The sequence below is a fragment of the Acinetobacter lwoffii genome, assembly GCF_019343495.1.
Lineage (GTDB): Bacteria > Pseudomonadota > Gammaproteobacteria > Pseudomonadales > Moraxellaceae > Acinetobacter > Acinetobacter lwoffii_P.
The window spans coordinates 848711-873718 of record NZ_CP072549.1 but is presented as its reverse complement, the minus strand read 5'-3'; the positions used below and the strand labels follow the sequence as shown (position 1 = coordinate 873718).

The window sequence follows — 25008 nt, the reverse complement described above, 5'->3', positions numbered from 1 at the left end:
TTCCATCTAACAGTTTAAAATAGGGGCTTATTGTAACAAACCACACGGCTTTGCGGTTTAAAAAAGCTGCAAAAGTCCAAAATAGTTGAGTGAAGCCATGAGTCTATATGCAACCCAAGATGAGAAAAAACAAGCAGCAGCCAAAGCCGCTTTAAAACACTTGCCAAAAGGGGGCATTTTAGGCGTAGGTACAGGCAGTACTGTAAACTTTTTAATTGACTTATTGCCTGAGCTGCAATTGGAAGCTGCGGTAGCCAGTTCAGAAGCAACTGCACAGCGCTTAAAAAAGCTCGGTATTGAAGTAGTGGATATGAACTCTGTCAGTGGTTTAGATGCCTATGTCGATGGCGCAGACGAAATTGATCGTCATATGCATATGATCAAAGGTGGCGGCGCAGCATTGACACGTGAAAAAATTGTTGCCTCTATTGCGAAAAAATTTGTGTGTATCGTGGATGATTCAAAATGGGTTGGACAATTGGGTCGTGAGTTTCCGCTTCCTGTAGAAGTGATTCCAATGGCACGTTCTGCGGTTGCGCGTAAAATTGTATCTTTGGGTGGCGATCCTGCTTATCGTGAAGGTGTGGTAACTGACAACGGTAACGTGATTCTAGACGTGTACAACCTGAATATTCTAAATGCGCTTGAACTGGAAAAAACCTTAAACGATATTCCGGGCGTGGTGTGTAACGGGATCTTTGCGATTAATAAAGCAGATATCGCCATTGTCGCGACGGATAACGGAATTGAAGAGCGTACTGCGGTTTAATTAAACTTTCTAGAAAAAATCCCTCTAAATCTCCCTGAGCGAAGTTTTAAAACACTGCTTTAAAAACAAGTGCAAGAAGGGAGACTTTTAAAAGCCCCTCTTTGAAAAAAAAGGGGTTTGGGGAGATTAAAAAAAACTATAATGACCTTATCCGACCTACCCGAAATTCAAATCACCCGAAATGTCCGTTCAACACGGTTACGTTTGCGTGTCGATGCGACCCAGATTCGTCTGACAGCACCGGTTTTTTGCAGCAAAAAACAGATACAGCATTTTATTGAACAATCTGAAAGCTGGCTGATTAAAACCTGGCAATCCCAGCAGGAAAAAATCGAAAATATTGACCGGACGCTACCGAGTGAGCTGCGGCTATTCAATCTAAAAGCAGCAGTAAAAATTTCTTATCACAGCCAGAAAAACAACTTTATTTTTGATCATGAAGATCTACAGCTTTGGATCAGTGACCGACATCCTGAAGAATATTTAAAAACTTTCGTGATTGCCTACGCAAAAGAACAGCTTCCTTCATATTTAAATCTTGTCTCACAGCAATGTCGGTTGCCTTTTAAAAACTGCAGTATTCGACAACCTAAAACCCGTTGGGGCAGTTGTTCTGCCAAGCATGACATTATGTTGAACAGCGCGCTGGTATTATTTCCTGAAGAGGTCACGCATTATGTCGCTGTCCATGAACTGGTACACACAAAGCATTTTGATCATAGTCCACGCTTTTGGGCAGAAGTTGCTAAGCATGATCAGCATTTCCAGCAGCATCGTATAACGCTGAAAAATACGCCGTTGCCATATTGGTGGGGTGCCTAAAACCATAATTAATAAGTCCATATAACTCTATTGAAATAGCCTAAGCAAATTAAAAGTTTCATGATCAAAATCGGACTTATCCTACTGATCAATTAAAAAACCAGCAAACCCCAGTGAAATGGTTTAGAAAACCTCAACTTCCTGTCATACTAGGCTGTATAAAGGAAACATTTATTTGAGGTAATCATCGTGATTTCAGTGGGTATTGTGGGTGGTACGGGTTATACAGGCGTTGAACTTTTGCGTCTTTTGCTACGACATCCAGATGTAAATGTAACAGCACTGACATCACGTACTGAAGCAGGTCGTCGTGTAGATGACATGTTCCCAAGCTTGCGCGGGCATACCAATCTTAAATTTTCTGATTTGAGTCTGGGTTTATTAAAATCATGCGATGTGGTGTTCTTTGCAACACCGCATGGTGTCGCAATGAAACATGCCGAAGAGCTGGTTGCTGCAAATACCAAAGTGATCGACTTGGCGGCAGATTTTCGTTTACAAGATCTTGAACAGTTTGAAAAATGGTATGGCATGCAACATGCATGTCCAGAACTGTTAAAAGATTCTGTTTATGGTTTATCTGAGCTAAATCGTGAAGAAATTAAAAAGGCCAGTGTGATCGGGAATCCGGGGTGTTATCCAACTACAGTTCAGTTGGGTCTGGCGCCAGTCTTAAAAGCGGCTGAAGCATTGGTGAAACCTGAAAGCATTATTATCGATGCCAAATCTGGTGTATCAGGTGCAGGTCGTAAAGCCAGTCTGGGCATGATTTATTCTGAAAATTCCGATAATTTTAAGGCCTATGGTGTAGCGGGTCATCGTCATCACCCTGAAATTGTCGAAGCATTGGAAAAAATTTCAGGTCAAAAAAATGTGTTTGATCATATTTTATTTGTACCGCATTTGGTGCCGATGATTCGTGGTATGTTGTCGACCATCTATATCGATTTAACTGAAGCAGGCCAATCAGCAGATTTACAAGCGCTATATGAGCAGTTCTATGCCAATGAAGCATTTGTCGATGTTATGCCGGCGGGTAGCTCACCCGAAACCCGTTCAGTGCGTGGAGCGAATCAGTTGCGTATTGCCTTGTATAAGCCACAACCAACAAAACTGGTGATCCTGGTTGCACAAGACAATCTGGTGAAAGGTGCAGCAGGACAGGCTGTGCAAAACATGAACTTGATGTTTGGTTTTGCTGAAGACGCTGGCTTAAATAATATTGGTTTATTACCATAAAAAACGTATTAGAACTTCACACACATTTAGATTTGCATTTAAATGTGTGTCTTGATTAAAGCAAACAAGAGATCAAAATGCCGAATAACGAGTCAAATACGACGCTTCCTCAGGAACCCGGTACTAAGAAACCATTCATGAAAGGCAATACGCCCTTAGCCATTGGTGCGGCTGTATTGATCTTAAGCAGTGGCGTACTCGGATATACCGTAGGACATCGTCAGGGTTTGACTGCGGCGGGTTATGATGCGGATGCAGAGCAACTGGTCGATGTAGTACAGACTCAAAAAGCCAGTCTGGAAACACTGAACAAGACGCTGAATACTGCGGTTCAGGAGCGTGATCTGGCGGTTAGCAATGCCAATGATCTGTATCTGGCCATGACCAAGGCACGTGATGAACAGGTGCAGGCCGAAAGTGTAGGAACCATTTATCGCGAGATCTTGCGTCAGCGTGGTGGTCTGGCATTGGCGGTTCAAAACCTGTCGATTAAACCATTACCCGAAAATGCCTTTGAATACCAGATTGATCTGGTTCAGGTCAGTCCAGGCAAAAGCCGTGCCTCAGGTAGTGTGGAATTGCGCCTGATTAAAGGTGCGGAAATTCTGGTGGTGCCACTGGAAGATAAAAACTTTAATTTTGAAAATTATGAGCGACTCACTGGCCGCTGGACCATGCCGAAAGGCTTTAAACCAGAATTTATTGAAGTGCGTCTCACCGGTGCCAAGCCTGTGATTCGTCGTTTTAGTTGGGAACAGGGCAAAGCAGTCGAAAATCAGTCTGCCACCTTGTCAGAAATTCCGAAAACCGAAGCAAATGCAAATTAAGTGTGAAATATAAATCTTATGCCAAGCAATAAACGTCAAATGTGTTTAAGTGATATTAAAAACTCTTTTAATGAGTCTGGAATTGTTGATTGGCATATCAGCCCACGTTTAGCAAATGAACCCTCTGAAGACGGTGATTCTGACCTAGCTGTACAAACTGCACCGCCAGAACTGAAACGTCCACCGTTGTATGCCGTTGTTTTATTAAATGACGACTATACGCCGATGGAGTTTGTAATTGAAATTTTACAACAATACTTTGCAATGAATCTTGACCAAGCTACACAAGTAATGCTAACTGTACATTATGAAGGAAAGGGTGTAGCTGGGGTCTATCCTCGAGACATTGCGGAGACCAAAGCGAACCAAGTCAATAATTATGCTCGATCACAAGGTCATCCGTTACTTTGCCAAATAGAGCCTAAAGATTAAGGGGGTTACATGCTCAGTCGTCAATTAGAAGTATCACTACGTTTGGCTGTCAGCATGGCTCGTCAAAAGAGACATGAGTTCCTGACCGTAGAACATTTATTGTTAGCCTTACTCGACAATGATTCTGCCGTAAATGCTCTCAAAGCATGTGGTGCCGACATCATCGTGTTGCGTAAGGAATTAGAAGAGTACGTAGAACAACATACCCCTAAACTTGGTGAAAATAGTGATCAGGCACCACACCCGACAGAAAGCTTCGACCGGATCTTGCAACGCGCGATTTTTCACGTGCAATCAAGCGGTGGTGATCGTACTGTAGAAGGTGCTGATATTCTGGTTGCCATGTATTCTGAGCGTGACTCATTTGCAGTCTATCTGCTTAAACGTCATCAAATTAACCGTCTGACCCTGACTCAATATCTGTCTCATGGTACGCGTAAAGAAGATGTACAGTCTGAAGAGGAAATCGAAGACCTAGATGGCGAATCAGCATCTTCAGCGAGTTCAGGTCCACTTGAGCTTTATACCACTAACCTGAATGTTGAAGCACAAAAGGGCAAGACCGATCCACTGATTGGTCGTGAAAAAGAAATCGAGCGTGCCGCACAAATTCTTTGCCGCCGTCGTAAAAACAACCCGCTGCTTGTCGGTGATCCGGGAGTTGGTAAAACCTCGATTGCTGAAGGTCTGGCCTGGTTGATCGTGAATGGTAAAGCGCCAAAACCGCTGGAAAATGCTGAAATTTTCAGTCTGGACATTGGTGCTTTGGTGGCAGGAACCAAATACCGCGGTGATTTTGAAAAACGCTTGAAACAGCTTTTAAATGCGCTGAAAAAGAAACCTGAAGCAGTGCTGTTTATTGATGAAATTCACATGATTATTGGTGCAGGCTCGAGTATGGGCAGCACCATGGATGCATCGAATCTGATCAAACCGGCGCTGGCAAATGGTTCTTTACGTTGCATTGGCTCAACCACTTTCCAGGAATACCGTCAGGTCTTTGAGAAAGATCATGCTTTATCGCGCCGTTTCCAGAAAATTGATGTGAATGAACCCTCTATTTCAGAAACCATTGATATTCTACGTGGTCTGAAATCGAAATTTGAAGATTTCCATCATGTAGAATATGACGATCAAGCCTTGGTGTCTGCGGTAGAACTTTCTGCAAAATTTATCAACGACCGTTTCTTGCCAGATAAGGCGATTGACGTCATTGATGAAGCCGGTGCTCAGCGCCGTCTGAAAGCTGAACAAGATGACAGTTTGATCACCGTAGAAAATATTGAAGATATCGTCTCTAAAATTGCGCGTATTCCACCAAAAACTGTCTCGAAAGATGACAAGAGCGTGCTGGAAAATCTTGAGCGCGATCTGAAACGTGTGGTCTTTGGTCAGGATGAAGCCATTGAAGCTTTGGCATCTGCAATTAAACTATCACGTGCCGGTTTGAAATCTCCAGATAAGCCTGTTGGTAGCTTTGTTTTTGCAGGTCCAACAGGGGTCGGTAAAACCGAAGTGACCAAGCAGCTCGCAAAACAGATGGGTGTGGAACTGGTTCGCTTTGATATGTCGGAATATATGGAACGCCATGCGGTGTCTCGCTTAATCGGTGCACCTCCGGGCTATGTCGGTTTTGATCAAGGTGGCTTGCTCACCGATGCGATTCATAAAAATCCGCATTGTGTACTGTTGCTAGACGAGATCGAAAAAGCGCATCCAGATGTGTTTAACCTGTTATTACAGATTATGGATCATGGTTCATTGACTGATAACAACGGGCGTAAATCTGATTTCCGTAACGTGGTCTTGGTACTCACCACCAATATTGGTGCTGAGAGTATTTCTCGTGCCAGCATCGGTTTCATGGAACAAGACAATAGTAACGATAATCAGGAAGCGATGAAGAAAGCCTTCTCGCCAGAATTCCGTAACCGTCTCGACGGAGTGATTCAGTTCAAGGCATTACCAAGCAGCATTATTGAAAATGTCGTGGATAAATTCCTGACTGAACTTCAAGCACAACTGGATGACAAAAAAGTCATGCTGGAAGTGGATCAAAGCGCACGTGAATGGATGTCAGAACATGGCTATGACCGTTTAATGGGCGCACGTCCAATGCAACGTCTGATTCAGGAGCACCTGAAAAAACCGCTTGCTGAGATGATCCTGTTTGGTGAACTGGCTGAAAATGGCGGCAATGTTGCAGTATCGGTTAAAAAAGAAAATGGTAAAGCGGTTGGCTTAAAACTTGAGGTTTTTGAAGATCAGACTGCTGAACCGGCCTAATGAACAAGAAAGATCAAACCCGTGCTTGCACGGGTTTTTTCATGCATTCATATTTTAAAGCATTAAACTCATTCATCTAGTTCAAAAGATAAATTATGGATATTCAAATTACCAAGTTGTTCACGACATTTTTCCTGTTTTTGGTCACAGCACTGATGGAAATTTTAGGCTGTTATTTTCCTTATCTAATTTTAAATCAGGGAAAAAGCCATTGGTTGTGGATTCCGACAGCTCTGGCTTTGGCGGCTTTTGTCTGGCTGTTAACCTTGCATCCAGCTGCTTCAGGACGGATCTATGCCGCTTATGGCGGTATCTATATTTTTTCAGCGCTAATGTGGTTGCGCTTCGTTGATCAAGTCACACTGTCACGTTGGGATCTGCTTGGTGGTATGGTGGTAATACTGGGTGCACTGGTTATTATTTTGCAACCACAAGGCTTGATACGTTAATTGAGGTACACCTTGATAAAAAAGTTCATCAAAAAAAGGTAGCCATAGCTACCTTTTGTTTTCAGGATTCAAGAATCCTGAATTGAAATAAATGTCTTATGGGTTTAGATTATTTTAATTTGCAATCTTTTTGGGAAATATCAGTTTTATAGGTTTGTGTCTGCGAGTTCAGGCTGAGTTCAACCTTGTAAGGGTTCGCAATCTGATAACGATGCTCAAAGAAAATTTCACAATTATTCAGCAGATTGTTGCGAATGACTTTCATCACTTCTTTGCGCCCTAGGTCTTTTTCAAACTGGCTAAAATCGGGCGTGATGATCATGCCTTTCAGTGTGGTTTTGTTGGCACTTAACTGCAATTGTTCAATAATCGTATTTTGATCAATCTGCAACGGTAAAGTTCTGGAATCCTCTGCACTGAGCACTGCGAGTAATTCATTCAGTTCAGCTTTTTTCTGAATTTTAAATTTGCTGTCAATAATATTTTTTTCTTGAAGATATTGGTCAAATTCAGAAGCATGCACCGGTAAGACAGCACTGCTAAAACCTGCCAAGAGTGCCAAAATCCAATATTTTTTTTGCATTGTATAAAATCACTTTTTATTCCATTTCAACAACGATTATAAGAGCTGAGACAAAAAAAGCACCAGAGATTGGTGCTTAATTTGTGAAAATTCATCTTAAAAAATTAGTCTTTTTTCAGATTTTCATTAATCAGGAATTCAACCAAGGCTTTTTGCGCGTGCAAACGATTTTCTGCTTCATCCCAAACTACAGCATTTTTATGGTCAAGCAGATTTTCTGAAATCTCTTCGCCACGATGCGCAGGCAAGCAGTGCATAAACAAGCAATCCGGATGTGCAAGATCCATCAGGCGTTCATTCACCTGATAATCTGCAAAGGCTTTTTCACGGATCTTCTGCTCTTCTTCCTGACCCATGCTTGCCCAAACATCAGTCACGATCAGGTCAGCATTCACCGCTGCATCTTCAGCAGAAGGAACCAGTTCCACACAATGCGCGAATTCAGACAGGAATTTTTCTTGTGGCTCATAGCCTTTTGGCGCTGCAATTTTCAGATTAAAGCCCCACATATGTGCAGCTTCAATATAAGAGTTACACATATTGTTGCCATCACCAATCCAGGCAACAGTTTTACCTTCAATTGAGCCACGTTGCTCTACATAAGTCTGCATGTCAGCAAGTAGCTGGCAAGGATGGTGGTCATCTGTCAACGCATTAATCACTGGAACTTTTGAATAAGATGCAAAACGCTCCACGATATCATGGCCGAAAGTACGGATCATCACGATATCCAGCATGCTTGAAATCACACGTGCTGAATCTTCAATCGGTTCACCACGACCTAACTGGGTATCGCGTGAAGACAGGAAAATCGCGCTACCACCAAATTGGCTCATGCCAGCTTCAAACGAAACACGCGTACGGGTACTCGATTTCTCAAAAATCATGCCCATCACTTTACCAACAAATGGTTGGAACACTTCATTGTTATGCTGTTTGCGCTTAAGCTCAATTGCGCGTTGCAAAATCTGGTTAAGTTCTAAAGTTGATAAATCGCGTAAGGTGAGAAAGTGACGGAGAGCCATTCGTTACTCCACAATAATTGCCGAAAAACTCGATCAACAATCAGTTGTTGGTTAGTTTAAGAAAAAAATACGGAATCGGCTAATATACTATAAGCAATGAAAAATGCAAAAAAACTAGACTTTTTGATGACCGTCTAAAAAGCGATCCACACAATAACTGATGTATTTGTCGATTTCCTGATCATCTTCCTGTACCGGAATTCCCATCAGAATACGCCATTCCAGATTGCGCAAAATACCAAAATACAACTGTGCCGAATATTGTGGATTTTCGCAATGCAATAAACCTTGCGCATCTGCCTGTTCTAAAGCCGTGGCAATGGCACTTTGCACATGCACCGGGCCTCGCTCATGAATATGTTGAGCAAGTTCTGGATTGCGCTGACTCTGTTCCAGCACCAGACGCATAAAGGCCGAGTTTTCAGGTTGCATGATCTGGTGATAAAAATTGAGTAGCGTGTGTACTAAATAACTACGAAAATCCAGTGCCATCAATTCGATCGGAATACTGATATCTTCAAAAAACTTGATACGACGATAATCGCAGATGGCTTTAAACAAGCCTTCTTTATTGCCAAAGTATTTATAGATCGAAGCTTTGGAGCCTCCGGCATGCTGGACGATATCATCCAGAGAGACAGCGTCATAACCCCGTTCCAGAAATAGCTCGGTTGCACTGATCAGCAGCGCAATACAACGCTCATGACCACGTTTGGTCTGTGGCAGATCTTTGGCGAGCGGTTCTAGGGCAAGGTCTTGCATAGGAGATCGTACATCAACATGACAATAAAGATTGAAACGCCATCATAGCAAATATATGCACATATTTCATAATTGCGCCAGATAAGTGCGCTATTTGCTAATTAGGTAAAGCAAAACTTAAAAATTTGACTAAAGTTTTAGAGTATTTGTTCTATCGGGTTATGGAATGAGCAAGCCAAATGAGTATACTCGAATTTCAATAATTATAGCCAAGACTGTGGAAAAGGAAGATGACAGAACAAATGTCTGCAGGTTTAAGATTTAGACAAGCGCTTGAAGTCGAGAAACCATTGCAAATTATGGGCACGGTAAATGCCTATGCTGCCATGATGGCCAAACAGGTCGGTTATAAAGCCATTTATTTATCAGGTGCGGGTGTCGCGAATTATTCTTATGGTTTGCCTGATCTGGGCATGACCAGCCTGGATAATGTTCTTGAAGATGTACGCCGGATCACTGAGCGTGTGGATACACCTTTACTGGTTGATATTGATACCGGTTGGGGCGGTGCATTAAATATTGCCCGCACGATCAAGCAGATGATTGCAGCAGGAGCCGCTGCGGTTCATATTGAAGATCAGGTGGCACAGAAGCGTTGTGGTCATCGTCCAAATAAAGAAATCGTATCGCAACAGGAAATGGTCGATCGTATCAAAGCTGCTGTAGATGCGAAAACCGATTCAAACTTCGTGGTGATGGCGCGTACCGATGCGCTACAAAAAGAAGGCCTGCAAGCCGTGATTGACCGTGCTTCTGCCTGTGTTGAAGCGGGCGCAGATGCGATCTTTGCTGAAGCGATGACTGATATCACCATGTACCGTACAGTGTGTGATGCGGTCGGTGTTCCAGTCTTGGCAAATATTACCGAATTTGGTGATACACCCTATTATACGGTAGATGAACTGGCTGAGCAGGGCATTGGCATGGTGCTGTATCCATTGTCAGCGACACGTGCCATGCAAAAAGCCGCACTTGAAGTGATGCGTTCGGTGCGCGAACATGGTACTCAGGTAAATGTTCTGGATATCATGCAACAACGAAAAGAACTCTACGAATTTTTAGATTATCACAGCTTCGAAGACACATTAGATAAACTGTTTAAACAGGAGAATTAAAAAAATGGCTGAAGGAAAAGTACTCACTGGCGCAGGATTGCGCGGACAAGTGGCAGGTAAAACCTCACTCTCAACAGTAGGGAAAAGTAGCGCAGGTCTGACCTATCGTGGTTATGACGTGCAGGATCTGGCTGAACATTGCCAGTTTGAAGAAGTCGCTTATCTGATTTTCTTCGGAGAATTGCCGACAGCAGAGCAATTGGCAGCCTACAAAGCCAAACTGAAATCCTTGCGCACTTTACCTCAGGCATTAAAAGAAGTCCTTGAGCGTATTCCTGCGGATTCGCATCCAATGGATGTGATGCGTACTGGCGTTTCCATGCTGGGCAATCTTGAAACTGAGCAGTCTTTTGAGCAGCAACAGGATATCGCAGACCGCATTTTGGCAACTTTGCCGGCAATCATTTGTTACTGGTATCGTTATAGTCATGACGGCGTACGTATTGAAGAAAATACTGACGATGATTCGATTGGTGCACAGTTCCTGCATCTTCTGCATGGTGAAAAACCAAATGAGCTACATGAACAGGTAATGAATGTTTCCTTGATTCTGTATGCAGAGCATGAATTCAATGCTTCGACTTTTACCGCTCGTGTGTGTGCATCAACGCTGTCAGATATGCATTCCTGTATTACCGGTGCAATCGGTTCCTTGCGTGGCCCTCTACATGGCGGTGCCAACGAAGCTGCGATGGACATGATCGAAAACTGGAAGTCGCCTGAAGAAGCTGAACGTGAAATGCTGGGCATGCTGGAACGTAAAGAAAAAATCATGGGCTTCGGTCATGCGATCTATAAGGACAATGATCCGCGTAATGGCATTATTAAAGTCTGGTCGGAGCGTTTAGCCAAAGATGTCGGTGATACCGTACTTTATCCAGTGTCAGTGCGCTGCGAAGAAGTCATGTGGCGTGAGAAGAAATTATTCTGTAATGCGGATTTCTTCCATGCTTCGGCTTATCATTTCATGGGCATTCCAACCAAGTTGTTTACCCCGATCTTTGTTATGTCACGTGTGACAGGTTGGGCAGCGCATGTGATGGAACAGCGTGCAGATAACCGTATTATCCGTCCAAGCGCGGACTATACCGGTCCAGAACTACGTAAAGTAGTGCCAATCGCTGAGCGTTCTACAGCGGCTTGATCCGTAAATGTCCTAGAATAAAAATAAGGTCTCAATTGAGACCTTATTTTTTTTAGTGAATTCTGTTATCGACTTAACAGTGCCGGATCTTCAATGCTATAACCTGTTTCAAAAGGAATACCCAGATACTTTACTATTACCAGGGTTTTATTCTGTTTCGGAACTTTATAGGCCTGGCTAATTTTCAAGCCTTGCTGATAACTGACTGCTTGCTGAACCGGACTTTTTTGTAAGCTGGATTTTACTTGATATTGATAGGTCCATTTTGGCACTTTTTCCTGAGGATCATGCCAGGCAGGCGCGCTACCTTTCGTTGTCTTTAACACCTTAAGCTGTGGCTTTGATTTTTGAATTGGATTTAATGGAACTAAACGTTTTTTGATTTTGGCAATGTCCTGATCAAACTTGCGACTGTCTTGATCATAATCGATGCGCTTGGTTTTAGGATTGATATATAAGGAATTGACCTGAACCAGTTGATTTGGTTTTTGGGATTTAAAATTATAATAATACAGTTGAGGCAAGCGTCCACGACCATCAAGATAATGACGCATGATATAAAGCTTCTGTTCTTTGACTTCATAGCCTAGAACTTCAATATTTTGTGGGCCGCCTACAGTAGCGAAAGCCAGACTGGGCAAGCTCAGAGGGAGCAGAAGCAGTGCGGTTTTAATATTCATGGTCATTCCACCCTCAAAAAAATAGATTGGCATTTGATCATGCCAATCTATCTTAAAATACGGTAGAAATAATGAAGCTTATTCAGGCTACATAGTAACTTTGAAAGCTTAGCTGTTATTCAATAGATTGATCATGTCATGTGCAACCACAGCGGACAGTTTGTTGAGGCGTTCAAGTGGCGAGCCTTTCAGATAATACTGGAACTGATGGATTTGCGTGCCATCATTAATGGCCACAAAAAAAGTCCCTTCCGGTTTTTCTGGCGTCGCACTACCGCCTGGTTTAAGCAGCCCTGTACAGGCAATAATCCAGTCCGCATCACGGAACATTTTTTTACCTGCTTCCGCCAGAGCAACAGTCACCGGCATGGATTCCGCAGTATGACTATTGATTAGAGTCTTGGAAATGCCCAATACTGAAGTCTTGACACTTACATCGTAGCAGATCAAACCACCAATCAAAATTTCGGCACCTTCTCCTTTACAGATGGAGAACTGGCTACTGAGATATCCAGAACTTGCGCTTTCGATAAAGGCAATTTTTATGTTTTTCTCTTCGAGTAAGCCGCAACAGGTTTTTATCATAGTCTCTATATTTTCTTTGTGGGAGTGATTTTAGATCAATCTGGACAGATTTTTTCTGTCGATCAACTCCAAGTATATTTATATTTTTATGAAAGTTAAAATTTTTTTCATAGATTAGTGTAATTTCATGTTGACCTGATCACAAAATCTGAGTGGTTAAAGCTTGGGCTATTTTCAAAAATATAGGTTTATTCTCAGGCTGAACAATGGTAAAAATAAAAATAAAGTGCTTAGTGAAAGTAGGGTGTTGGAATGAAAACCACAGTAAAATATGTAGTCTTAAAAAGTCTTGACTATCAATTGGGTACACCATTATTTCAGGAAGAAATTGACGCTGATGGTCAATATTTTGATCAGATACCAAGCACAATTTCTTATCAGAACTTACAGTTCAAAGTAAAAAGCAAAGAGCTTAAACGTTTGCATCTGGCCGAAGAGCAGGAAGATACTCAAACGATTATCGTCAAAGTAGTCAATATCTAATAAAAACTGAATAGAATAAGCCTCTTTTAAAGAGGCTTATTTATTATAAATAGATTAATAAATATAATTACAAACAATGATTTGATCTAAGTTTATACTAAAATAATAAGTAAAAATATTTGAATTAAAGTCAACGTAAATTCGAAACAGCTTAAGTTTTATTGGTGAGGTCATGTTAAGTATCGTATTTCTTCACAGTTAATAATATTCAAAAAGAATTGTATTTTTAATGTTTTATTTAATTTTTTAAAAATATAGAAGGTTTAGATTTATTTTTATATATTTATAAATATCAATAGCATAGTTATTAAGTGGTTCTGTTTAATAACGCTTTTTAAATTTTATTAAAAATTTTCCTATATATGAAATAGGACTTAAGTTATTCCTTTTATTGGATAATAAATTTTTGACCTATAAAGTCTTTCATTATGTTTCTGTTGCATTATATCAGGTAATTTATGTTGCGCATTAATCTCCACTTCAAGTACTTATCTTACTATTTTTTACATTGAATTAATCTGTAACAGGTTAAAGGTTGGCGAAATCTGAAAAATGCGTAGAGTAGATATTAAGTCGAAACCTATCGGCTTTTAATTTAAAGCAAATAGTAAGGAATACCACCATGGCTAATAATCAACAGCAAGACCAACAGAAACAACAGCAACAGCAACAGCAACAACAAAATCAAGATCAGCAGCGTCAACAAAACAACCAGCAAAACCCAAATCAGCAACAAAATAACCAGCAACAACAACAGCCGCAGGGTGGTCAACACAACCAGCAGCAACAAAACCAGCAAGGCCAACAGCAACAACAGCCACAGCAAAACAGTAACCAGCAACAACAACGTTCACGTAATCAACAAGATCAGTGAAAGCCACAGCGTTAATCTTTTTTAAGATATATGCTCTTCATAAAAAAACCGCCTGATTCAGGCGGTTTTTTTTATATTTCATTGCACGATTAGACTAAGTATTTATTAACACTGAATATTGGCTTTTAGCTTGTAGAAATTCAAGGCATTGTCTAGGTCGGTGAGCAACTCTTTTTCTGTATATTCCTTGGGTGCAAGTTTTAGCAAGGCAGGCATATAGTTATTTTTATATTCTTTAGGATATTGTTCACACAGGATACGTGTTCTTTCTTCCAGACTAATTGTTGAAGAGTCAAGTTTGTCCAGATAAGCACTCAGTTGATTATCTGATTGTTCAAACTGCACTTTAATGTTTGCATCAGCTTCTGCTGCACTCTCTGCTTGCTGTTTTTGGCAGCCGCTTATTGCCAGACTCATCAATAAAGTAATTAGTATGCGATTTTTCATGCTGCCAAAATATTGTTATTGCTCATATGAAAAATTATAGAGAGAAATGACTAAAAAGAAAGCAATGATCTATAAACTTTATGAGACATTGAACATTCATAACATCCGATATTGACTGAAATAAGGAATTTTCTCCTACAAATCTGAATTAACCTATTCTCATTTATAGGTTTAGCAATTCTTTTTGGGTTTTGGTTATTTAATCGTCTTATTTGCCCATTAAAAAGATTTTTGGATAAATTACAGTCATTTAATTAACAAAAGTAATGGTTTTTTCATATTTTGAAACATTGCATCTATATATCCTACACAGATTGGCTGCATGGCTAGTGATATCTTGGCGTCATTCTAAGAACTTAATGAAAATAATTAAAAATCAGCACATTATAGGGCCTGTTTAATTTAGGAGAGTTAAACAGGCTTTTTCTTTTCCGTCTTAAATCTGGTTTTTTCTTTGCTGATTGTATTTTTTGCTCATTCTCTTTCACATAAGTTTTCATACACAACATAAAGCCTGAAAATTCCCTCAGGAGAGATACATGAATAGATGTTATTTATATATCTCTTTTCACGAAAAGACAGGACAAAGCTATGATGAGATGTATATGCGCATTTGGCATGGGCGTAATGGTTGGCTGTTGTTTTAAATCTTGCAAAGAGAAAATGTGTCAGATGATGAGCAGCAAGCATTGTAAAAGTGATCATTGTAAAAAAGATCAGGCGACTCAAGCTGAAGAGCCTGTACAAACTTAGCCCAAAAGCTTCAATTTTACTGAAAGGCTAAACAGAGCTGAGTACTGAAGTTGTTCTAGATCGCTGATCCAATCATTTTATATTGAATCATTCTATATTTAAAGCAATAAAGCTTGATCCTAGATTGAGCTTTTTACACTTAGGAGAAAAACATGATGCAATTTATATTTTGTTTATTTGGTCTTCATGGTGCGACTGAAATTAACTACACGTGTGACCATGATGAGGTCAAACAGTGTCGTGATTGCTTGAAAAATATTGAATAATGTGCCAAATCATCAGACATCTTAATGAAGATCAATCCCCGTTCAATTATCAGTTGGCGGGGTTTTTCTTTACTGATAAAATTTTTGGATCTAAACATAATTTCTCACAAGGAATACTTTATAAAAGAATCATTTCAATAGGATTACGTTTTGATAAATTCTTAGCTGCTTAGAACTGGAATACAATAAAATTTATGCGTGTGATCACCCATGCTCGAATTCTTGAAGCAATTCAAAAGAGGCCACAGGCTGAAACTGCATTAGCTGGTTGGCATCGAATGATTAAGGCCAATCATCCTAAAGATTTTACTGAAATGAAAAGACTTTTTCCGGCAGTGGATAAGCTTAGAAAATTTCATGTATTCGATATCGGCTCGCACGCGAATTCATATTCTTTGCTGTACCATCTACGATCAGGCTGAACAGCTTATTTGCTCAGATGGACTTTAGGGTTTGTGAAATGTAAAAGAATACTTCAAGGAAAATTTGTCTTTTTAGAAAACTGAATGTGCAACATAAATAACATTGATGTTTAGCAGTAGATGTCATATTTATCTCTTAATAGATATATGAAGGAGATGCATATGACAAATAAGCCAGAGCAAGAGCAAGAATCAAATCCGCATAAAGAATCGAATGACGACAAGGGTAATCAGGCATCTTATAAGCATGTCAAACCAGAGAAAAAACCCAATGCAGAACCCGAAAATCCATTGAGAGAGCAAAAATAGCTTTTTCACATGGACGAAGCCCTAACTTGGTTTAGGGCTTTTTAATTTCCCGATAAACGTTGATCTCTCGGCTTTGCAATAAACTCATCTTTCATTTCAAAGAAAAATTCATGGGCTTGTTCATGATCGCAGTGCAACCAGTCATGTCGTGATTCTTCCGGAATCACAATAATCGAGCGTTTTTCGTCATTCGGGTCATGAAACTGTTTCATAAAGGGATGTTGATCTGAATTTATGGTTAGCATCGAAAATGATCTGATTTTTTCACCATCAATGAGCGCATCATCATAAATTGCCGCCACGGTAAAAGGATTGCCATCTTCACGTGAAATACCAAACCAGCGCGGTTTACCATCTATATATTTAGGTTCATAGAATATATCAACCGGTACTAAAGCAAACTGGTTGTTTTTCCAGGCATGTCGAAAACTCGGTTTGGATGCCACTGTTTCTGTCCGTGCATTATAGGTATGCCGGCCATATTTCAATTCTTTCGCCCAAGCTGGAATCAGTCCGAAACGTGCGATATCCAGCTCAAACTCGTCAGCACCGCGCATCATGATTGGGGCTGGCGCTAAAGGATAAACATGCCTTTTCATTTCCAGTTCGAGTTGATCTTCATGAATATCTAATAAGGAAAGACGTTTTTTTGAGGGGAATTCATAGTTCGAGCACATAAATAACCTCTTTCATTCTAATTATTGTTTGCTAAAGAATTAAGGTATAAAAATGATGGGCTCAAAACAATTCAAAATCGTAAGTGTAGTTTTAACAGAAAGTAAGAATACGGATTAATATCAGTTTATCCTCTTTATAGAATAGCGCTCCTTTAAAGGACTATTCTATAAATATGAAGATTAAAATATTTGCGTTTTTAATGATTAAATATAAAAGCTCGCCGGGTTATTTTGTAGGGCAGGTGCTCAAAGCTTTTCCTTGTTCAACTGAATGGATAAAGTTTTCAATCAGAAATTCACTCTGTTTTAAGGAATCACGATGATCTCCATTTTTGACGAGATGGAAAACGATAGATTTTTGCTTTGTACATACCTGCTGGTAGTAAGCATAAGTACCACGATAATCGACCAGTTGATCTTTCTCACCTTGTACCAGCAGAACCGGCACAGTCGGTGTCATATTCTCAATAGACTGTTCTTTTAAATAATTTGTCAAAGGTGCCAGATTTATATTTGATTTAAAGACAGTCTTAGGTGCTTGTTTTAGGTCAGATTGTAATTCTGACAAACAGCGACTGCGTGCATGATTAAGAATTCCTCCCATTTCTGGGCTAACTAAATTTGCTGGAGCAAGCATCGGGTCTGCAGCTTCTGCTCCTAAAAGCACAATTGGAAAAAATGCGGCGACATCAGTCGTGATTTGCGAATTGCTGGCAACATATTCAGCGATTCCTTCATATTGGTAACCGCCCGGTGCTAGTGCAATTGCCCCGCGAAGATCAAATTCAGGTGCATCTTTTTGACCGGCCGCAGCAATTTTAAGAGATGCTGCACCTCCTTGACTATGACCCATAACATACCAATTTTTACTAAAGCTATAAGGCTTTAAATGGTGGATCGCTCGTACAGCATCCACGACAGTATGCAACTGACTTCGCGCATTCATATAAGGATGACCGCCCGGAGTGCCTAAACCTTGATAATCAGGTGCAATGACTGCATAGCCGCGAGCGAGCCAGGCATTCAATGCTTTAGCAGCGATTTGCTGATAGACATGGACTGGCCCGCCCACATAATCCCCAGAGGGTGCACATGTATCAGCAACGCCAGTTGTACCATGCGCCCAAGCCAGAACAGGCCAGCCATCTTTAGGGAATTTGCCTTTAGGTAACAAGATATAGCCTGAAGTGACAATGGGTTCGGATTTTGTGCCACGACTGCGATAATTGATTAAGAAACGTTGTGAGGCATTCGTAAACAGATCAGTATTTTGTTCTTGTATAGATAATATTGTACCCGGTATTTTTTCCGAAATATGAGATGCTTGGATTTTGCTGTTATCGGGAAGTGGAGGAGAGGCTATTGCATATGTTGAACCTGAACATAAACAGCTCATGATTAATTTAATAATAGGAGATTTAATTTTCATCGCTGAAACCATTTTCCTTTTTATAATGTCATTTTTAATGTAGCAGCTTTATTTATGTTTCTAAATTAACTCTGCACAGAGTTTGTAAACTAAAGCTTTTAAGTTAAGGCGAATGAGCAGTACAACAGGTTATTTTAGTCTAGCTGATAGCTTCATATAAGCACTTATATTTTAATGTGCTTCTGATCTGTGAGTAGAATTCATATCATGTCTAACTTTACTAATACGATCATAAATCACTTTTCGCATTCGGTTTATTACTCCCAGAGGTTTGTGCTCCGGTAGTGTATGCCATGGTGTAAAAGAGAGATTTTCACAAAACTTGTTTTGTTCAGGTGTATCAAAAACTTGTTGAGGAATGCGGATAGTTGCGACCTTGTAAAAAGGCGCCTCACTTTCTTGCCATTCAGTCATGGAATCTTCGACTGACATGGTGTTTGATGTTCTAGGCTGTATCAGAAACTCCATACATGCTTCACTTTTTTGCAAATGTTTGCGCAATTTTTCTCTTAGAAAATTATGATGCGGAGCATGTGGAAGAGGATCTGTCACTGTCGAACATGCTTGAGCTGAATACTTTATAGCTTGACGATCAGTGCCTATTCCTAATTGATAGGGCACCATAGACCAATATCTAGTTTGCAAAGGATTAGAAATTTTATTTCTCGTATTTAAGGCAATCCAGGTTCCTTTAGCTCCTAATGCAAAAGGAATATGGAGCTTATTGAAAAATCTATCGCTATTTATATCTTGCATAAATGACATATATCGGACTGGATCATTTACAAAAAAGACAGGATGATTGATCATAATGAAATCTTGAGTAGAGGTTTCATCATCTAAAAGCTTTTCTCCCGGTACTCCCAAAAGTTTTATCGCCATGCCACGGGCATCTTTTTTAATATCTGCTTGTTGGGCATTTTTAGACCCATTAGAGAAACGAATCCAGGCTTGATATGTTTTTCCCGGAAGAAAAACACCTTGAGCCAAGTTTTTAGGAAGAGCTTCATCTACTTTGAATTCTGCGCGTACACAACCGTGTGCTTTGGGATGGGCATCACGTAGCGCGATACCTGTGGAATATTCTTTCCGAATCGATATCTCAATTATATCTGCGATTTTTTCAGTTATATTTGCTTCATCAGGATAAAGACTTTCACTTAAATGATGATCTATATTGGGATGAATATTATCTTTTGAAGAGTTAGATGCTATAGGGGAAGCGTTAGCATATGCAGCACTACAAATACTTATTGCCATTAAAGAGAAAACTAGACCCGAGCATATAGGTCTTATAAAGTTAGGCATTGATTTTCTCCTTGCTATAAAGCTAGAGTTAGTTTTAATTTTTTAGCCTATGAACTGAAAATTCTTTGGACATACTTTAGCCATAAAATAATGAGAATGTCTGTGTAATTATTGATCTTCAGATTTAAAGTCCACCCATACTCCTTTCTAAAATATTTCCACTCTTTATCGTGTGCTCAATATAGAAGCCGATTTATGTTCTTACTTTAATTTAACTCCACACAGAGTTTTTTACTTTAGCAAAATTTATCCATAAACTTATGAAAATTTATTTTTAGACTAATGCGAGATGCTCGTAGCAAAATCAAGAGTCGTCGAATACAGTGCTATAGAAATCTATTTAGTTTAACATTCTGAAAATATTAGGATATATAAATCAATGCCAGTTCTAGCAATCCAGCATAGACTCAGTGGATTTTACTTTTTTTACTATGCGATTGTTGGGGCGTTCATGCCTTTTTGGAGTCTGTATCTAGAAGATCAGGGCTTCAATTATCAGGAAATTGGCATTTTATCTTCTATTGCAATCGTCACCCGCTTTTTTGCTCCCTTAATTTGGGGCTGGATTGCAGACAAGTCTGGTAAACGCATGCTGCTGGTACGTATTGCCACCTGGATGGAAGCCTGTATCTGGTTCATGATTTTTATCATTCCCAATAGCTTTCAGTCCGTAGCTTTACTGATGCTGATTTTCAGTTTCTTTCAGAATGCTATTTTGGCACAGTTTGAAGGCGTGACTTTGTTTTGGCTCGGGGAAAAAAGAGCAGAACTTTATGGCAAAGTACGAAAATGGGGATCTGTCGGTTTTATTATTGGTGTATTCGGCTTGGGCGCCGTCTTTGAAATTATGAGCATCAGTATGTTGCCAGTGTTGTTGCTGTGTATTTCATTTCTGGCCTTTCTCTGGTCATTTACCATTAAAGAGCCCACGATGGCGCCTACCGCCCAGAAACAGCTCGAACCCTTATGGCCGATATTTAAACGCCCAGTGGTGTATAGTTTTTTCCTGATTGAATTGATTCTGCTATTTTCACACGCGCCGTTTTATAGTTTTTATAGCAATTATCTCAGTCAGGCGGGATTTAGCACCAGTCAGATCGGGCTGCTCTGGTCAGTCGGGGTCATTGCGGAAATCATCATGTTTGCCTATGCGACGTTCTTTCTGACACGGTGGTCATGGCGTCATCTGGTCACGCTATGCTTGTTAATGACAGGATTAAGATGGTTCATCGTCGGAGTCTTTCCTGCTTCATTTATGGCACAGTTTTTTGCTCAAACGATTCATGCTTTAAGTTTCGGTTTATTTCATATGATTGCAATGCGGGTGATATTCCAGAACTTCTCTGCAGGGCAGCAAGGACGTGGACAAGCGCTCTATAGCACCATGTGGGGCATTGGCGTGGCGAGTGGCAGTATTCTGGCTGGGCATTATTGGGATCAAGTCGGCGGCACATCTATCTTTATCGCTGCTGCAGCATCGACCTTGCTTGGCTTGTTACTGATTTTCGGATTGCCGAATAAAGTCGAACTGCAAAAACAGGCTTGAAAATATCATCTCAACATTAAATACGGATCTTGGAATATTGCCCAAACCACGGTTGAGCTTGTTCCAATTGAGCTGCCAATTGTAGCAGGAGATCTTCACGGGCAAACGGCGCAATAAACTGTGAACCGAGCGGCAGGTTTTGTTCATTCCAGTACAGCGGTACAGACATCGCTGGGAGTCCGGTAATATTGGCCAACTGGGTAAAAGGCACCCATTTTAGATTTTCTTTCACAATCTGGTTTACTAGTTTCCCTTGCGCCAGTAAATGCGCTTTATTCAGTTTCAATAAACCTTTAAGAATCGGTTTCTGCCAGTTTGGTGTTTTGACCTCACCATTTTTCGGCGCCACTGTCGCCGTTGCAGGCGTTAGATAGAGGTCATAATTATCAAAGAAATGATTCATCTGGGTCACATACTGGCCCCAGTTATTCAGGTTCTGGATATAATCAATCGCGCTGGTTTTGGCCCCAAAAGCCGCCAGTGCTAAAGAGTCCAATTCAAAATCATTTGTTTTAGACGGATAGCCTTTCTGGATTTCATCCAGCATAAATGAAAATTGGCTAAACCAGGTGGTAATAAAATCCTTGGCCAGTTGCATTCCATCAATGGCTGGGCGGTCTTCGACCACCTCATGGCCCAAAGATTCTAGCAATTTGGCTGTTTTTTCAATGGCTTTAATGGCATCCTGGGAAACAGGTGTGCCAATCGTAGAATAAGTGCTAAACGCAATTTTCAGTTTTTTTGGCGGTTGCTGAATCACATCCAGATAATGATGCTGTGGACGCTGAATCTTAAACAGTGAACTATGATCTTCACCATGGGTGGCATCCAGCATTGCAGCACTATCCCGTACCGTTTTGGTCAGTACATGCTGAATCGCGGCGCCATGCATGGCTTCACTCATTTGTGGTCCCCAAGGCGTGCGGCCACGACTCGGTTTCAGGCCAAACAGGCCGCAATAGGAAGCGGGGATACGTATCGAGCCGCCACCATCACCAGCACCCGCAATTGGTACAATTCCGGCAGCCACGGCAGAAGCGGAACCACCGGACGAGCCGCCGCTATTATGCTGTAAATTCCACGGATTTTTACAGCTGCCCCAAGCATCTGGTTCAGTAATACCTTTAATCCCAAATTCAGGAGTATTGGTACGTCCAAAAGTCACAATCCCGGCTTTTTCCCAGCGATTGACAATCTCGGCATTGGTCTCGGCGATATAACCAATCCGTTTTAAGCCCTGACAACCATAAGAAGTTGGATAACCGGCATATTCCTGAAACAGGTCTTTAACCAGAAAAGGCACACCGGCAAAAGGTCCGGACAGATTTTGCTGGCTCCGTTTCAATGCATGCTCATGCATCGGAATAATAATTGCATTTAGCTCGGGATTGGCAATTGAGCTACGCTCTAGTGCAGCAGATAAAAGTTCACTTGAATGTACTTGTTTATTGGCGACCAGATCAGCCAGTCCTAAACCGTCATATTGCAGATATTCTTCAAATTTCATTGCCATTCCCTAGTGTTGTTGCTTCAAGGTTGTAGATCATTTAGGCTCAAGATGCAAGCACCACCTGATTTCGCCCACGATGTTTGGCCTGATACAAGGCTTGATCTGCAATATTGATCAGGTTTTGCAGGTCTTGGGCCTGCGGTTCATTTTGATGAGTGATGCCCACACTCACGGTAATATACAGGGGCGAGCCATCTGATTGATAAATCGGGGTTTTTTCCACCATATCACGAATCCGTTCTGCAATAAGACGTGCTTCTGATGGTTCGGTATTCCAGAGTAACAGCACAAATTCTTCCCCACCAATTCGTGCAAACAGATCTTCAGCACGTAAATTGCAGCGAATGATTTCCGCAAAATGTTGCAGCACCTTGTCACCGACATGATGGCCAAAATCATCGTTCAGACGTTTGAAATGATCAATATCCAGCATGATGACCGAAAATTCCATTCTGTTGGCATATTGCAGTAAATATTCACCTTTCTGAAAGAAAAAATGACGGTTCATGGTGCGGGTCAGACTGTCATGATTGGCCAGATAGAGAACCCGTTTAAACAGCTCATTGCGGTTTTGACTAATAATACAAAGAATAAGCGGCGATAAGGCCAGCATAAACAGCCCGATCCGGAGCGAAATATAAATCGTAGAATCTGTCAAGGTGTCATGCGTTGTGGCATAAAACCGCGTCAGGCTGTAATAGGTTAAAATAGTCACAAACGCATTAATCAGTGTCATGCTAAACAGGCGATAGGTTAATGCGGCCCAGATCAGCGCAGCCAAAGGATAGAGCAGGGTGCCCGGACCTGAAAAAATATTGGTGATGATGACACAGAGTACGACTGTAGCTGCGGGCAGAAAATAACTGAAATGATGACGCTTTTGACGACGGTTTTTAAATAGATACTGCATGTCTTTTATTCTTGGGAATGCCAAGATTAAAGGGAGAAACACAATATAATTCACCATTTCACCGGTCCACCACAGACCAAAATCAATCCATAAATTCTCTTTGGTCATGAATGAATTGGGTAGATTTGGCAAGGTGAGAACTGCAAAAGCCGCACTGGCCAGACAGCCTGCAAAAGCGAAGATGCCAAATAAATGAACGAATGTATAACCAGTATTATAGTATTTGTAATTAATCTTGAAATATCGAATAAAAAATATCGAGACAATAGTGCTGATCAGATTAGACAAGGTAAGAAACAGGCTTTGTAATAGGCTGTTCCCGGTGATCAGATCTGCAAACATAAAAGCGCTGAATGCACCAAGCCAACCTCCCATATTATTTAAATGTGGAAAGCGTAAGAACAGGGCTAACAAGGCAGCATTGGCCGGCCACAATAAGGCCAGATACTCAATTGGTCTGGTTGCGATCCCAATAAAACAACAGACTAAAACAGCGAAAACAATGACAAAATAAGCATAGGTTTCATGATTTAATTGTTGTTCTGTTATTCGAGCTAATTGCAAATTTAAAATCCTATTCAAATTTTTAAGTGTGAATGATCACTTTGTTCAGCAACTAAGTTTGACCCAAAATATAATTTTATTGTTTGATTAATCTGTTATTAATGCGAACTATTAAGATTCTTATATACGAAATATATACAAAAAAAGTCAGAAAGGAAATCCATGTTTTTAAACAATGTGATAAATAATTTCTGACTCTGTATTGAAATTGCGTTAGAGCGGGACACGATCCCAAAAAATATGATAATTTAGAATCAATTGTTAACAAGATGCCGGTAAATATGAAAAAAATATGTCTTAGCCTTATCTTACTCATGAGCTCACCTTGGCTAATGGCGACAGAAAATAAAAAACCAGCGAATGCTCCTGCTAAAGCTGCTGAAATCCCAAATACATTTACTGTGAAAACCCGTCCGGAAATTGTCGGATTGTGGGGAATGGAAATCCCGAATAATAAAAAATGTATCGAATATTATAATTTTAAAGGCAATAATAATGTGGTGATTAAAAGTGGCGATGAGTGGACGTCGGGGCTATATGACTATCAGCCGGCACAGGATCCTTCGCAGCAGATTCCAGCGCTGATTCTGCAAGTAAAATATGACAATAATGAAAAAGACTGTTCAGGCAATCAGGTGGATCAGTCTGGTGAAATTTCGCAATATTTTGTGAAATGGCAAAACCCTTATACCATTAACTTCTGCGCCAATGAAAAAGCCGAACAATGTTTTGCTGTGCTCAGACGCGTATTGCCTTAAATTGCAAACAATAAAAAAACCGCTGAATGACAGC

Annotated in this window: 26 protein-coding genes; 15 read left to right on the top strand and 11 right to left on the bottom strand. The window is 40.6% G+C overall.

The window, feature by feature from the left end; translation table 11 throughout:
- The first annotated feature begins 97 nt into the window (after positions 1 to 97).
- The 7 genes from rpiA (at position 98) to J7649_RS04070 (ending at position 6824) form a co-directional block, all read left to right on the top strand.
- On the top strand, positions 98 to 769 hold the full coding sequence (rpiA, locus tag J7649_RS04100) for a ribose-5-phosphate isomerase RpiA (RefSeq protein ID WP_004279784.1): 672 nt from the start codon (positions 98 to 100) through the stop codon (positions 767 to 769).
- Positions 770 to 910: 141 nt separating this feature from the next.
- Complete coding sequence (locus tag J7649_RS04095; protein ID WP_219309505.1) at positions 911 to 1591, top strand: M48 family metallopeptidase; 681 nt, start codon at positions 911 to 913, stop codon at positions 1589 to 1591.
- A 183-nt stretch (positions 1592 to 1774) separates the two neighbouring features.
- Positions 1775 to 2830: an N-acetyl-gamma-glutamyl-phosphate reductase gene (gene argC / locus J7649_RS04090; RefSeq protein ID WP_219310049.1), complete on the top strand. Its 1056-nt coding sequence runs from the start codon at positions 1775 to 1777 to the stop codon at positions 2828 to 2830.
- A gap of 77 nt (positions 2831 to 2907) precedes the next feature.
- Complete coding sequence (locus J7649_RS04085) at positions 2908 to 3657, top strand: DUF6776 family protein (protein ID WP_180038696.1); 750 nt, start codon at positions 2908 to 2910, stop codon at positions 3655 to 3657.
- Positions 3658 to 3675: 18 nt separating this feature from the next.
- Positions 3676 to 4089 carry an ATP-dependent Clp protease adapter ClpS gene (clpS, locus tag J7649_RS04080; protein WP_004279780.1) on the top strand — a complete coding sequence of 138 codons (414 nt, stop codon included), beginning with the start codon at positions 3676 to 3678 and terminating at the stop codon, positions 4087 to 4089.
- Positions 4090 to 4098: 9 nt separating this feature from the next.
- A complete protein-coding gene (gene clpA / locus J7649_RS04075; RefSeq protein ID WP_219309503.1) occupies positions 4099 to 6375 on the top strand; it encodes an ATP-dependent Clp protease ATP-binding subunit ClpA in 2277 nt (758 codons plus the stop codon).
- Between the two features lie 95 nt (positions 6376 to 6470).
- Positions 6471 to 6824 carry a YnfA family protein gene (locus J7649_RS04070; RefSeq protein WP_004279777.1) on the top strand — a complete coding sequence of 118 codons (354 nt, stop codon included), beginning with the start codon at positions 6471 to 6473 and terminating at the stop codon, positions 6822 to 6824.
- A 109-nt stretch (positions 6825 to 6933) separates the two neighbouring features.
- Here the strand turns inward: J7649_RS04070 and J7649_RS04065 are convergent, their stop codons facing one another.
- From J7649_RS04065 to J7649_RS04055, 3 genes are all read right to left on the bottom strand, one after another.
- The gene (locus J7649_RS04065) at positions 6934 to 7407 is read right to left on the bottom strand and encodes a hypothetical protein (protein WP_004280177.1); all 474 of its coding nucleotides are present in this window, start codon (positions 7405 to 7407) and stop codon (positions 6934 to 6936) included.
- Positions 7408 to 7511: 104 nt separating this feature from the next.
- Positions 7512 to 8432, bottom strand: coding sequence for an ornithine carbamoyltransferase (argF, locus tag J7649_RS04060; RefSeq protein WP_004280178.1), 921 nt, complete (start codon positions 8430 to 8432; stop codon positions 7512 to 7514).
- Between the two features lie 114 nt (positions 8433 to 8546).
- Positions 8547 to 9194 carry a TetR/AcrR family transcriptional regulator gene (locus J7649_RS04055; protein ID WP_004646788.1) on the bottom strand — a complete coding sequence of 216 codons (648 nt, stop codon included), beginning with the start codon at positions 9192 to 9194 and terminating at the stop codon, positions 8547 to 8549.
- 230 nt (positions 9195 to 9424) lie between these two features.
- Between J7649_RS04055 and prpB the strand changes: the two genes are divergently transcribed.
- Both prpB and prpC read left to right on the top strand, forming a co-directional pair.
- Positions 9425 to 10309: a methylisocitrate lyase gene (prpB, locus tag J7649_RS04050; RefSeq protein ID WP_004280180.1), complete on the top strand. Its 885-nt coding sequence runs from the start codon at positions 9425 to 9427 to the stop codon at positions 10307 to 10309.
- Positions 10310 to 10313: 4 nt separating this feature from the next.
- Positions 10314 to 11453, top strand: a complete 1140-nt coding sequence (prpC, locus tag J7649_RS04045) for a bifunctional 2-methylcitrate synthase/citrate synthase (RefSeq protein WP_219309501.1) — start codon at positions 10314 to 10316, stop codon at positions 11451 to 11453.
- A gap of 65 nt (positions 11454 to 11518) precedes the next feature.
- Here the strand turns inward: prpC and J7649_RS04040 are convergent, their stop codons facing one another.
- Positions 11519 to 12139, bottom strand: a complete 621-nt coding sequence (locus J7649_RS04040; protein ID WP_005100825.1) for a hypothetical protein — start codon at positions 12137 to 12139, stop codon at positions 11519 to 11521.
- Positions 12140 to 12241: 102 nt separating this feature from the next.
- Complete coding sequence (locus tag J7649_RS04035; protein WP_219309499.1) at positions 12242 to 12718, bottom strand: CinA family protein; 477 nt, start codon at positions 12716 to 12718, stop codon at positions 12242 to 12244.
- A 252-nt stretch (positions 12719 to 12970) separates the two neighbouring features.
- Between J7649_RS04035 and J7649_RS04030 the strand changes: the two genes are divergently transcribed.
- Both J7649_RS04030 and J7649_RS04025 read left to right on the top strand, forming a co-directional pair.
- On the top strand, positions 12971 to 13201 hold the full coding sequence (locus J7649_RS04030; protein WP_004280185.1) for a hypothetical protein: 231 nt from the start codon (positions 12971 to 12973) through the stop codon (positions 13199 to 13201).
- 622 nt (positions 13202 to 13823) lie between these two features.
- On the top strand, positions 13824 to 14075 hold the full coding sequence (locus tag J7649_RS04025) for a hypothetical protein (RefSeq protein WP_219309497.1): 252 nt from the start codon (positions 13824 to 13826) through the stop codon (positions 14073 to 14075).
- Positions 14076 to 14180: 105 nt separating this feature from the next.
- On the opposite strand, the gene J7649_RS04020 is transcribed toward J7649_RS04025, so the two are convergent.
- Positions 14181 to 14522, bottom strand: a complete 342-nt coding sequence (locus J7649_RS04020) for a hypothetical protein (protein ID WP_004646794.1) — start codon at positions 14520 to 14522, stop codon at positions 14181 to 14183.
- A 1213-nt stretch (positions 14523 to 15735) separates the two neighbouring features.
- Between J7649_RS04020 and J7649_RS16940 the strand changes: the two genes are divergently transcribed.
- Entirely contained in the window at positions 15736 to 15963 is a 228-nt protein-coding gene (locus J7649_RS16940; protein WP_016806847.1) for a type II toxin-antitoxin system HigB family toxin, read from the top strand.
- Between the two features lie 162 nt (positions 15964 to 16125).
- On the top strand, positions 16126 to 16272 hold the full coding sequence (locus tag J7649_RS04010; RefSeq protein ID WP_004646799.1) for a hypothetical protein: 147 nt from the start codon (positions 16126 to 16128) through the stop codon (positions 16270 to 16272).
- A 41-nt stretch (positions 16273 to 16313) separates the two neighbouring features.
- Here J7649_RS04010 and J7649_RS04005 read toward each other — a convergent pair whose 3' ends face one another.
- The 3 genes from J7649_RS04005 to J7649_RS03995 form a co-directional block, all read right to left on the bottom strand.
- A complete protein-coding gene (locus J7649_RS04005) occupies positions 16314 to 16949 on the bottom strand; it encodes an SOS response-associated peptidase (RefSeq protein ID WP_219309496.1) in 636 nt (211 codons plus the stop codon).
- 226 nt (positions 16950 to 17175) lie between these two features.
- Positions 17176 to 18390: an alpha/beta hydrolase family protein gene (locus tag J7649_RS04000; RefSeq protein WP_420868637.1), complete on the bottom strand. Its 1215-nt coding sequence runs from the start codon at positions 18388 to 18390 to the stop codon at positions 17176 to 17178.
- A 159-nt stretch (positions 18391 to 18549) separates the two neighbouring features.
- Positions 18550 to 19686 (bottom strand): catalase family protein, encoded by a 1137-nt coding sequence (locus tag J7649_RS03995; RefSeq protein ID WP_219309494.1) that lies wholly within the window; start codon positions 19684 to 19686, stop codon positions 18550 to 18552.
- Positions 19687 to 20065: 379 nt separating this feature from the next.
- Here J7649_RS03995 and J7649_RS03990 point away from each other — a divergent pair, with 379 nt between their 5' ends.
- Positions 20066 to 21232, top strand: coding sequence for an MFS transporter (locus J7649_RS03990; RefSeq protein ID WP_219309493.1), 1167 nt, complete (start codon positions 20066 to 20068; stop codon positions 21230 to 21232).
- A gap of 16 nt (positions 21233 to 21248) precedes the next feature.
- On the opposite strand, the gene J7649_RS03985 is transcribed toward J7649_RS03990, so the two are convergent.
- Positions 21249 to 22739 carry an amidase gene (locus J7649_RS03985; protein ID WP_219309492.1) on the bottom strand — a complete coding sequence of 497 codons (1491 nt, stop codon included), beginning with the start codon at positions 22737 to 22739 and terminating at the stop codon, positions 21249 to 21251.
- A gap of 46 nt (positions 22740 to 22785) precedes the next feature.
- Positions 22786 to 24216 (bottom strand): sensor domain-containing diguanylate cyclase, encoded by a 1431-nt coding sequence (locus J7649_RS03980; protein WP_219309491.1) that lies wholly within the window; start codon positions 24214 to 24216, stop codon positions 22786 to 22788.
- Positions 24217 to 24530: 314 nt separating this feature from the next.
- On the opposite strand from J7649_RS03980, the gene J7649_RS03975 reads away from it, so the two are divergent.
- A complete protein-coding gene (locus J7649_RS03975) occupies positions 24531 to 24974 on the top strand; it encodes a hypothetical protein (RefSeq protein WP_005100815.1) in 444 nt (147 codons plus the stop codon).
- Positions 24975 to 25008: the final 34 nt, after the last annotated feature.

Excerpts from the sequence above, each read along its gene's own strand:
- J7649_RS04085 (WP_180038696.1), top strand. The coding sequence starts at position 2,908 with ATGCCGAATAACGAGTCAAATACGACGCTTCCTCAGGAACCCGGTACT.
- J7649_RS16940 (WP_016806847.1), top strand. The coding sequence starts at position 15,736 with ATGCGTGTGATCACCCATGCTCGAATTCTTGAAGCAATTCAAAAGAGG.
- J7649_RS04000 (WP_420868637.1), bottom strand. The coding sequence starts at position 18,390 with ATGGTTTCAGCGATGAAAATTAAATCTCCTATTATTAAATTAATCATG.
- J7649_RS04025 (WP_219309497.1), top strand. The coding sequence starts at position 13,824 with ATGGCTAATAATCAACAGCAAGACCAACAGAAACAACAGCAACAGCAA.
- J7649_RS04040 (WP_005100825.1), bottom strand. The coding sequence starts at position 12,139 with ATGACCATGAATATTAAAACCGCACTGCTTCTGCTCCCTCTGAGCTTG.
- J7649_RS03990 (WP_219309493.1), top strand. The coding sequence starts at position 20,066 with ATGCCAGTTCTAGCAATCCAGCATAGACTCAGTGGATTTTACTTTTTT.
- J7649_RS04095 (WP_219309505.1), top strand. The coding sequence starts at position 911 with ATGACCTTATCCGACCTACCCGAAATTCAAATCACCCGAAATGTCCGT.
- J7649_RS04020 (WP_004646794.1), bottom strand. The coding sequence starts at position 14,522 with ATGAAAAATCGCATACTAATTACTTTATTGATGAGTCTGGCAATAAGC.
- J7649_RS03985 (WP_219309492.1), bottom strand. The coding sequence starts at position 22,739 with ATGAAATTTGAAGAATATCTGCAATATGACGGTTTAGGACTGGCTGAT.
- prpB (WP_004280180.1), top strand. The coding sequence starts at position 9,425 with ATGACAGAACAAATGTCTGCAGGTTTAAGATTTAGACAAGCGCTTGAA.
- J7649_RS04065 (WP_004280177.1), bottom strand. The coding sequence starts at position 7,407 with ATGCAAAAAAAATATTGGATTTTGGCACTCTTGGCAGGTTTTAGCAGT.
- rpiA (WP_004279784.1), top strand. The coding sequence starts at position 98 with ATGAGTCTATATGCAACCCAAGATGAGAAAAAACAAGCAGCAGCCAAA.
- prpC (WP_219309501.1), top strand. The coding sequence starts at position 10,314 with ATGGCTGAAGGAAAAGTACTCACTGGCGCAGGATTGCGCGGACAAGTG.
- J7649_RS03995 (WP_219309494.1), bottom strand. The coding sequence starts at position 19,686 with ATGCCTAACTTTATAAGACCTATATGCTCGGGTCTAGTTTTCTCTTTA.
- clpS (WP_004279780.1), top strand. The coding sequence starts at position 3,676 with ATGCCAAGCAATAAACGTCAAATGTGTTTAAGTGATATTAAAAACTCT.
- argF (WP_004280178.1), bottom strand. The coding sequence starts at position 8,432 with ATGGCTCTCCGTCACTTTCTCACCTTACGCGATTTATCAACTTTAGAA.
- J7649_RS04070 (WP_004279777.1), top strand. The coding sequence starts at position 6,471 with ATGGATATTCAAATTACCAAGTTGTTCACGACATTTTTCCTGTTTTTG.
- J7649_RS04030 (WP_004280185.1), top strand. The coding sequence starts at position 12,971 with ATGAAAACCACAGTAAAATATGTAGTCTTAAAAAGTCTTGACTATCAA.
- J7649_RS04035 (WP_219309499.1), bottom strand. The coding sequence starts at position 12,718 with ATGATAAAAACCTGTTGCGGCTTACTCGAAGAGAAAAACATAAAAATT.
- J7649_RS04010 (WP_004646799.1), top strand. The coding sequence starts at position 16,126 with ATGACAAATAAGCCAGAGCAAGAGCAAGAATCAAATCCGCATAAAGAA.
- J7649_RS03975 (WP_005100815.1), top strand. The coding sequence starts at position 24,531 with ATGAGCTCACCTTGGCTAATGGCGACAGAAAATAAAAAACCAGCGAAT.
- clpA (WP_219309503.1), top strand. The coding sequence starts at position 4,099 with ATGCTCAGTCGTCAATTAGAAGTATCACTACGTTTGGCTGTCAGCATG.
- J7649_RS04005 (WP_219309496.1), bottom strand. The coding sequence starts at position 16,949 with ATGTGCTCGAACTATGAATTCCCCTCAAAAAAACGTCTTTCCTTATTA.
- J7649_RS04055 (WP_004646788.1), bottom strand. The coding sequence starts at position 9,194 with ATGCAAGACCTTGCCCTAGAACCGCTCGCCAAAGATCTGCCACAGACC.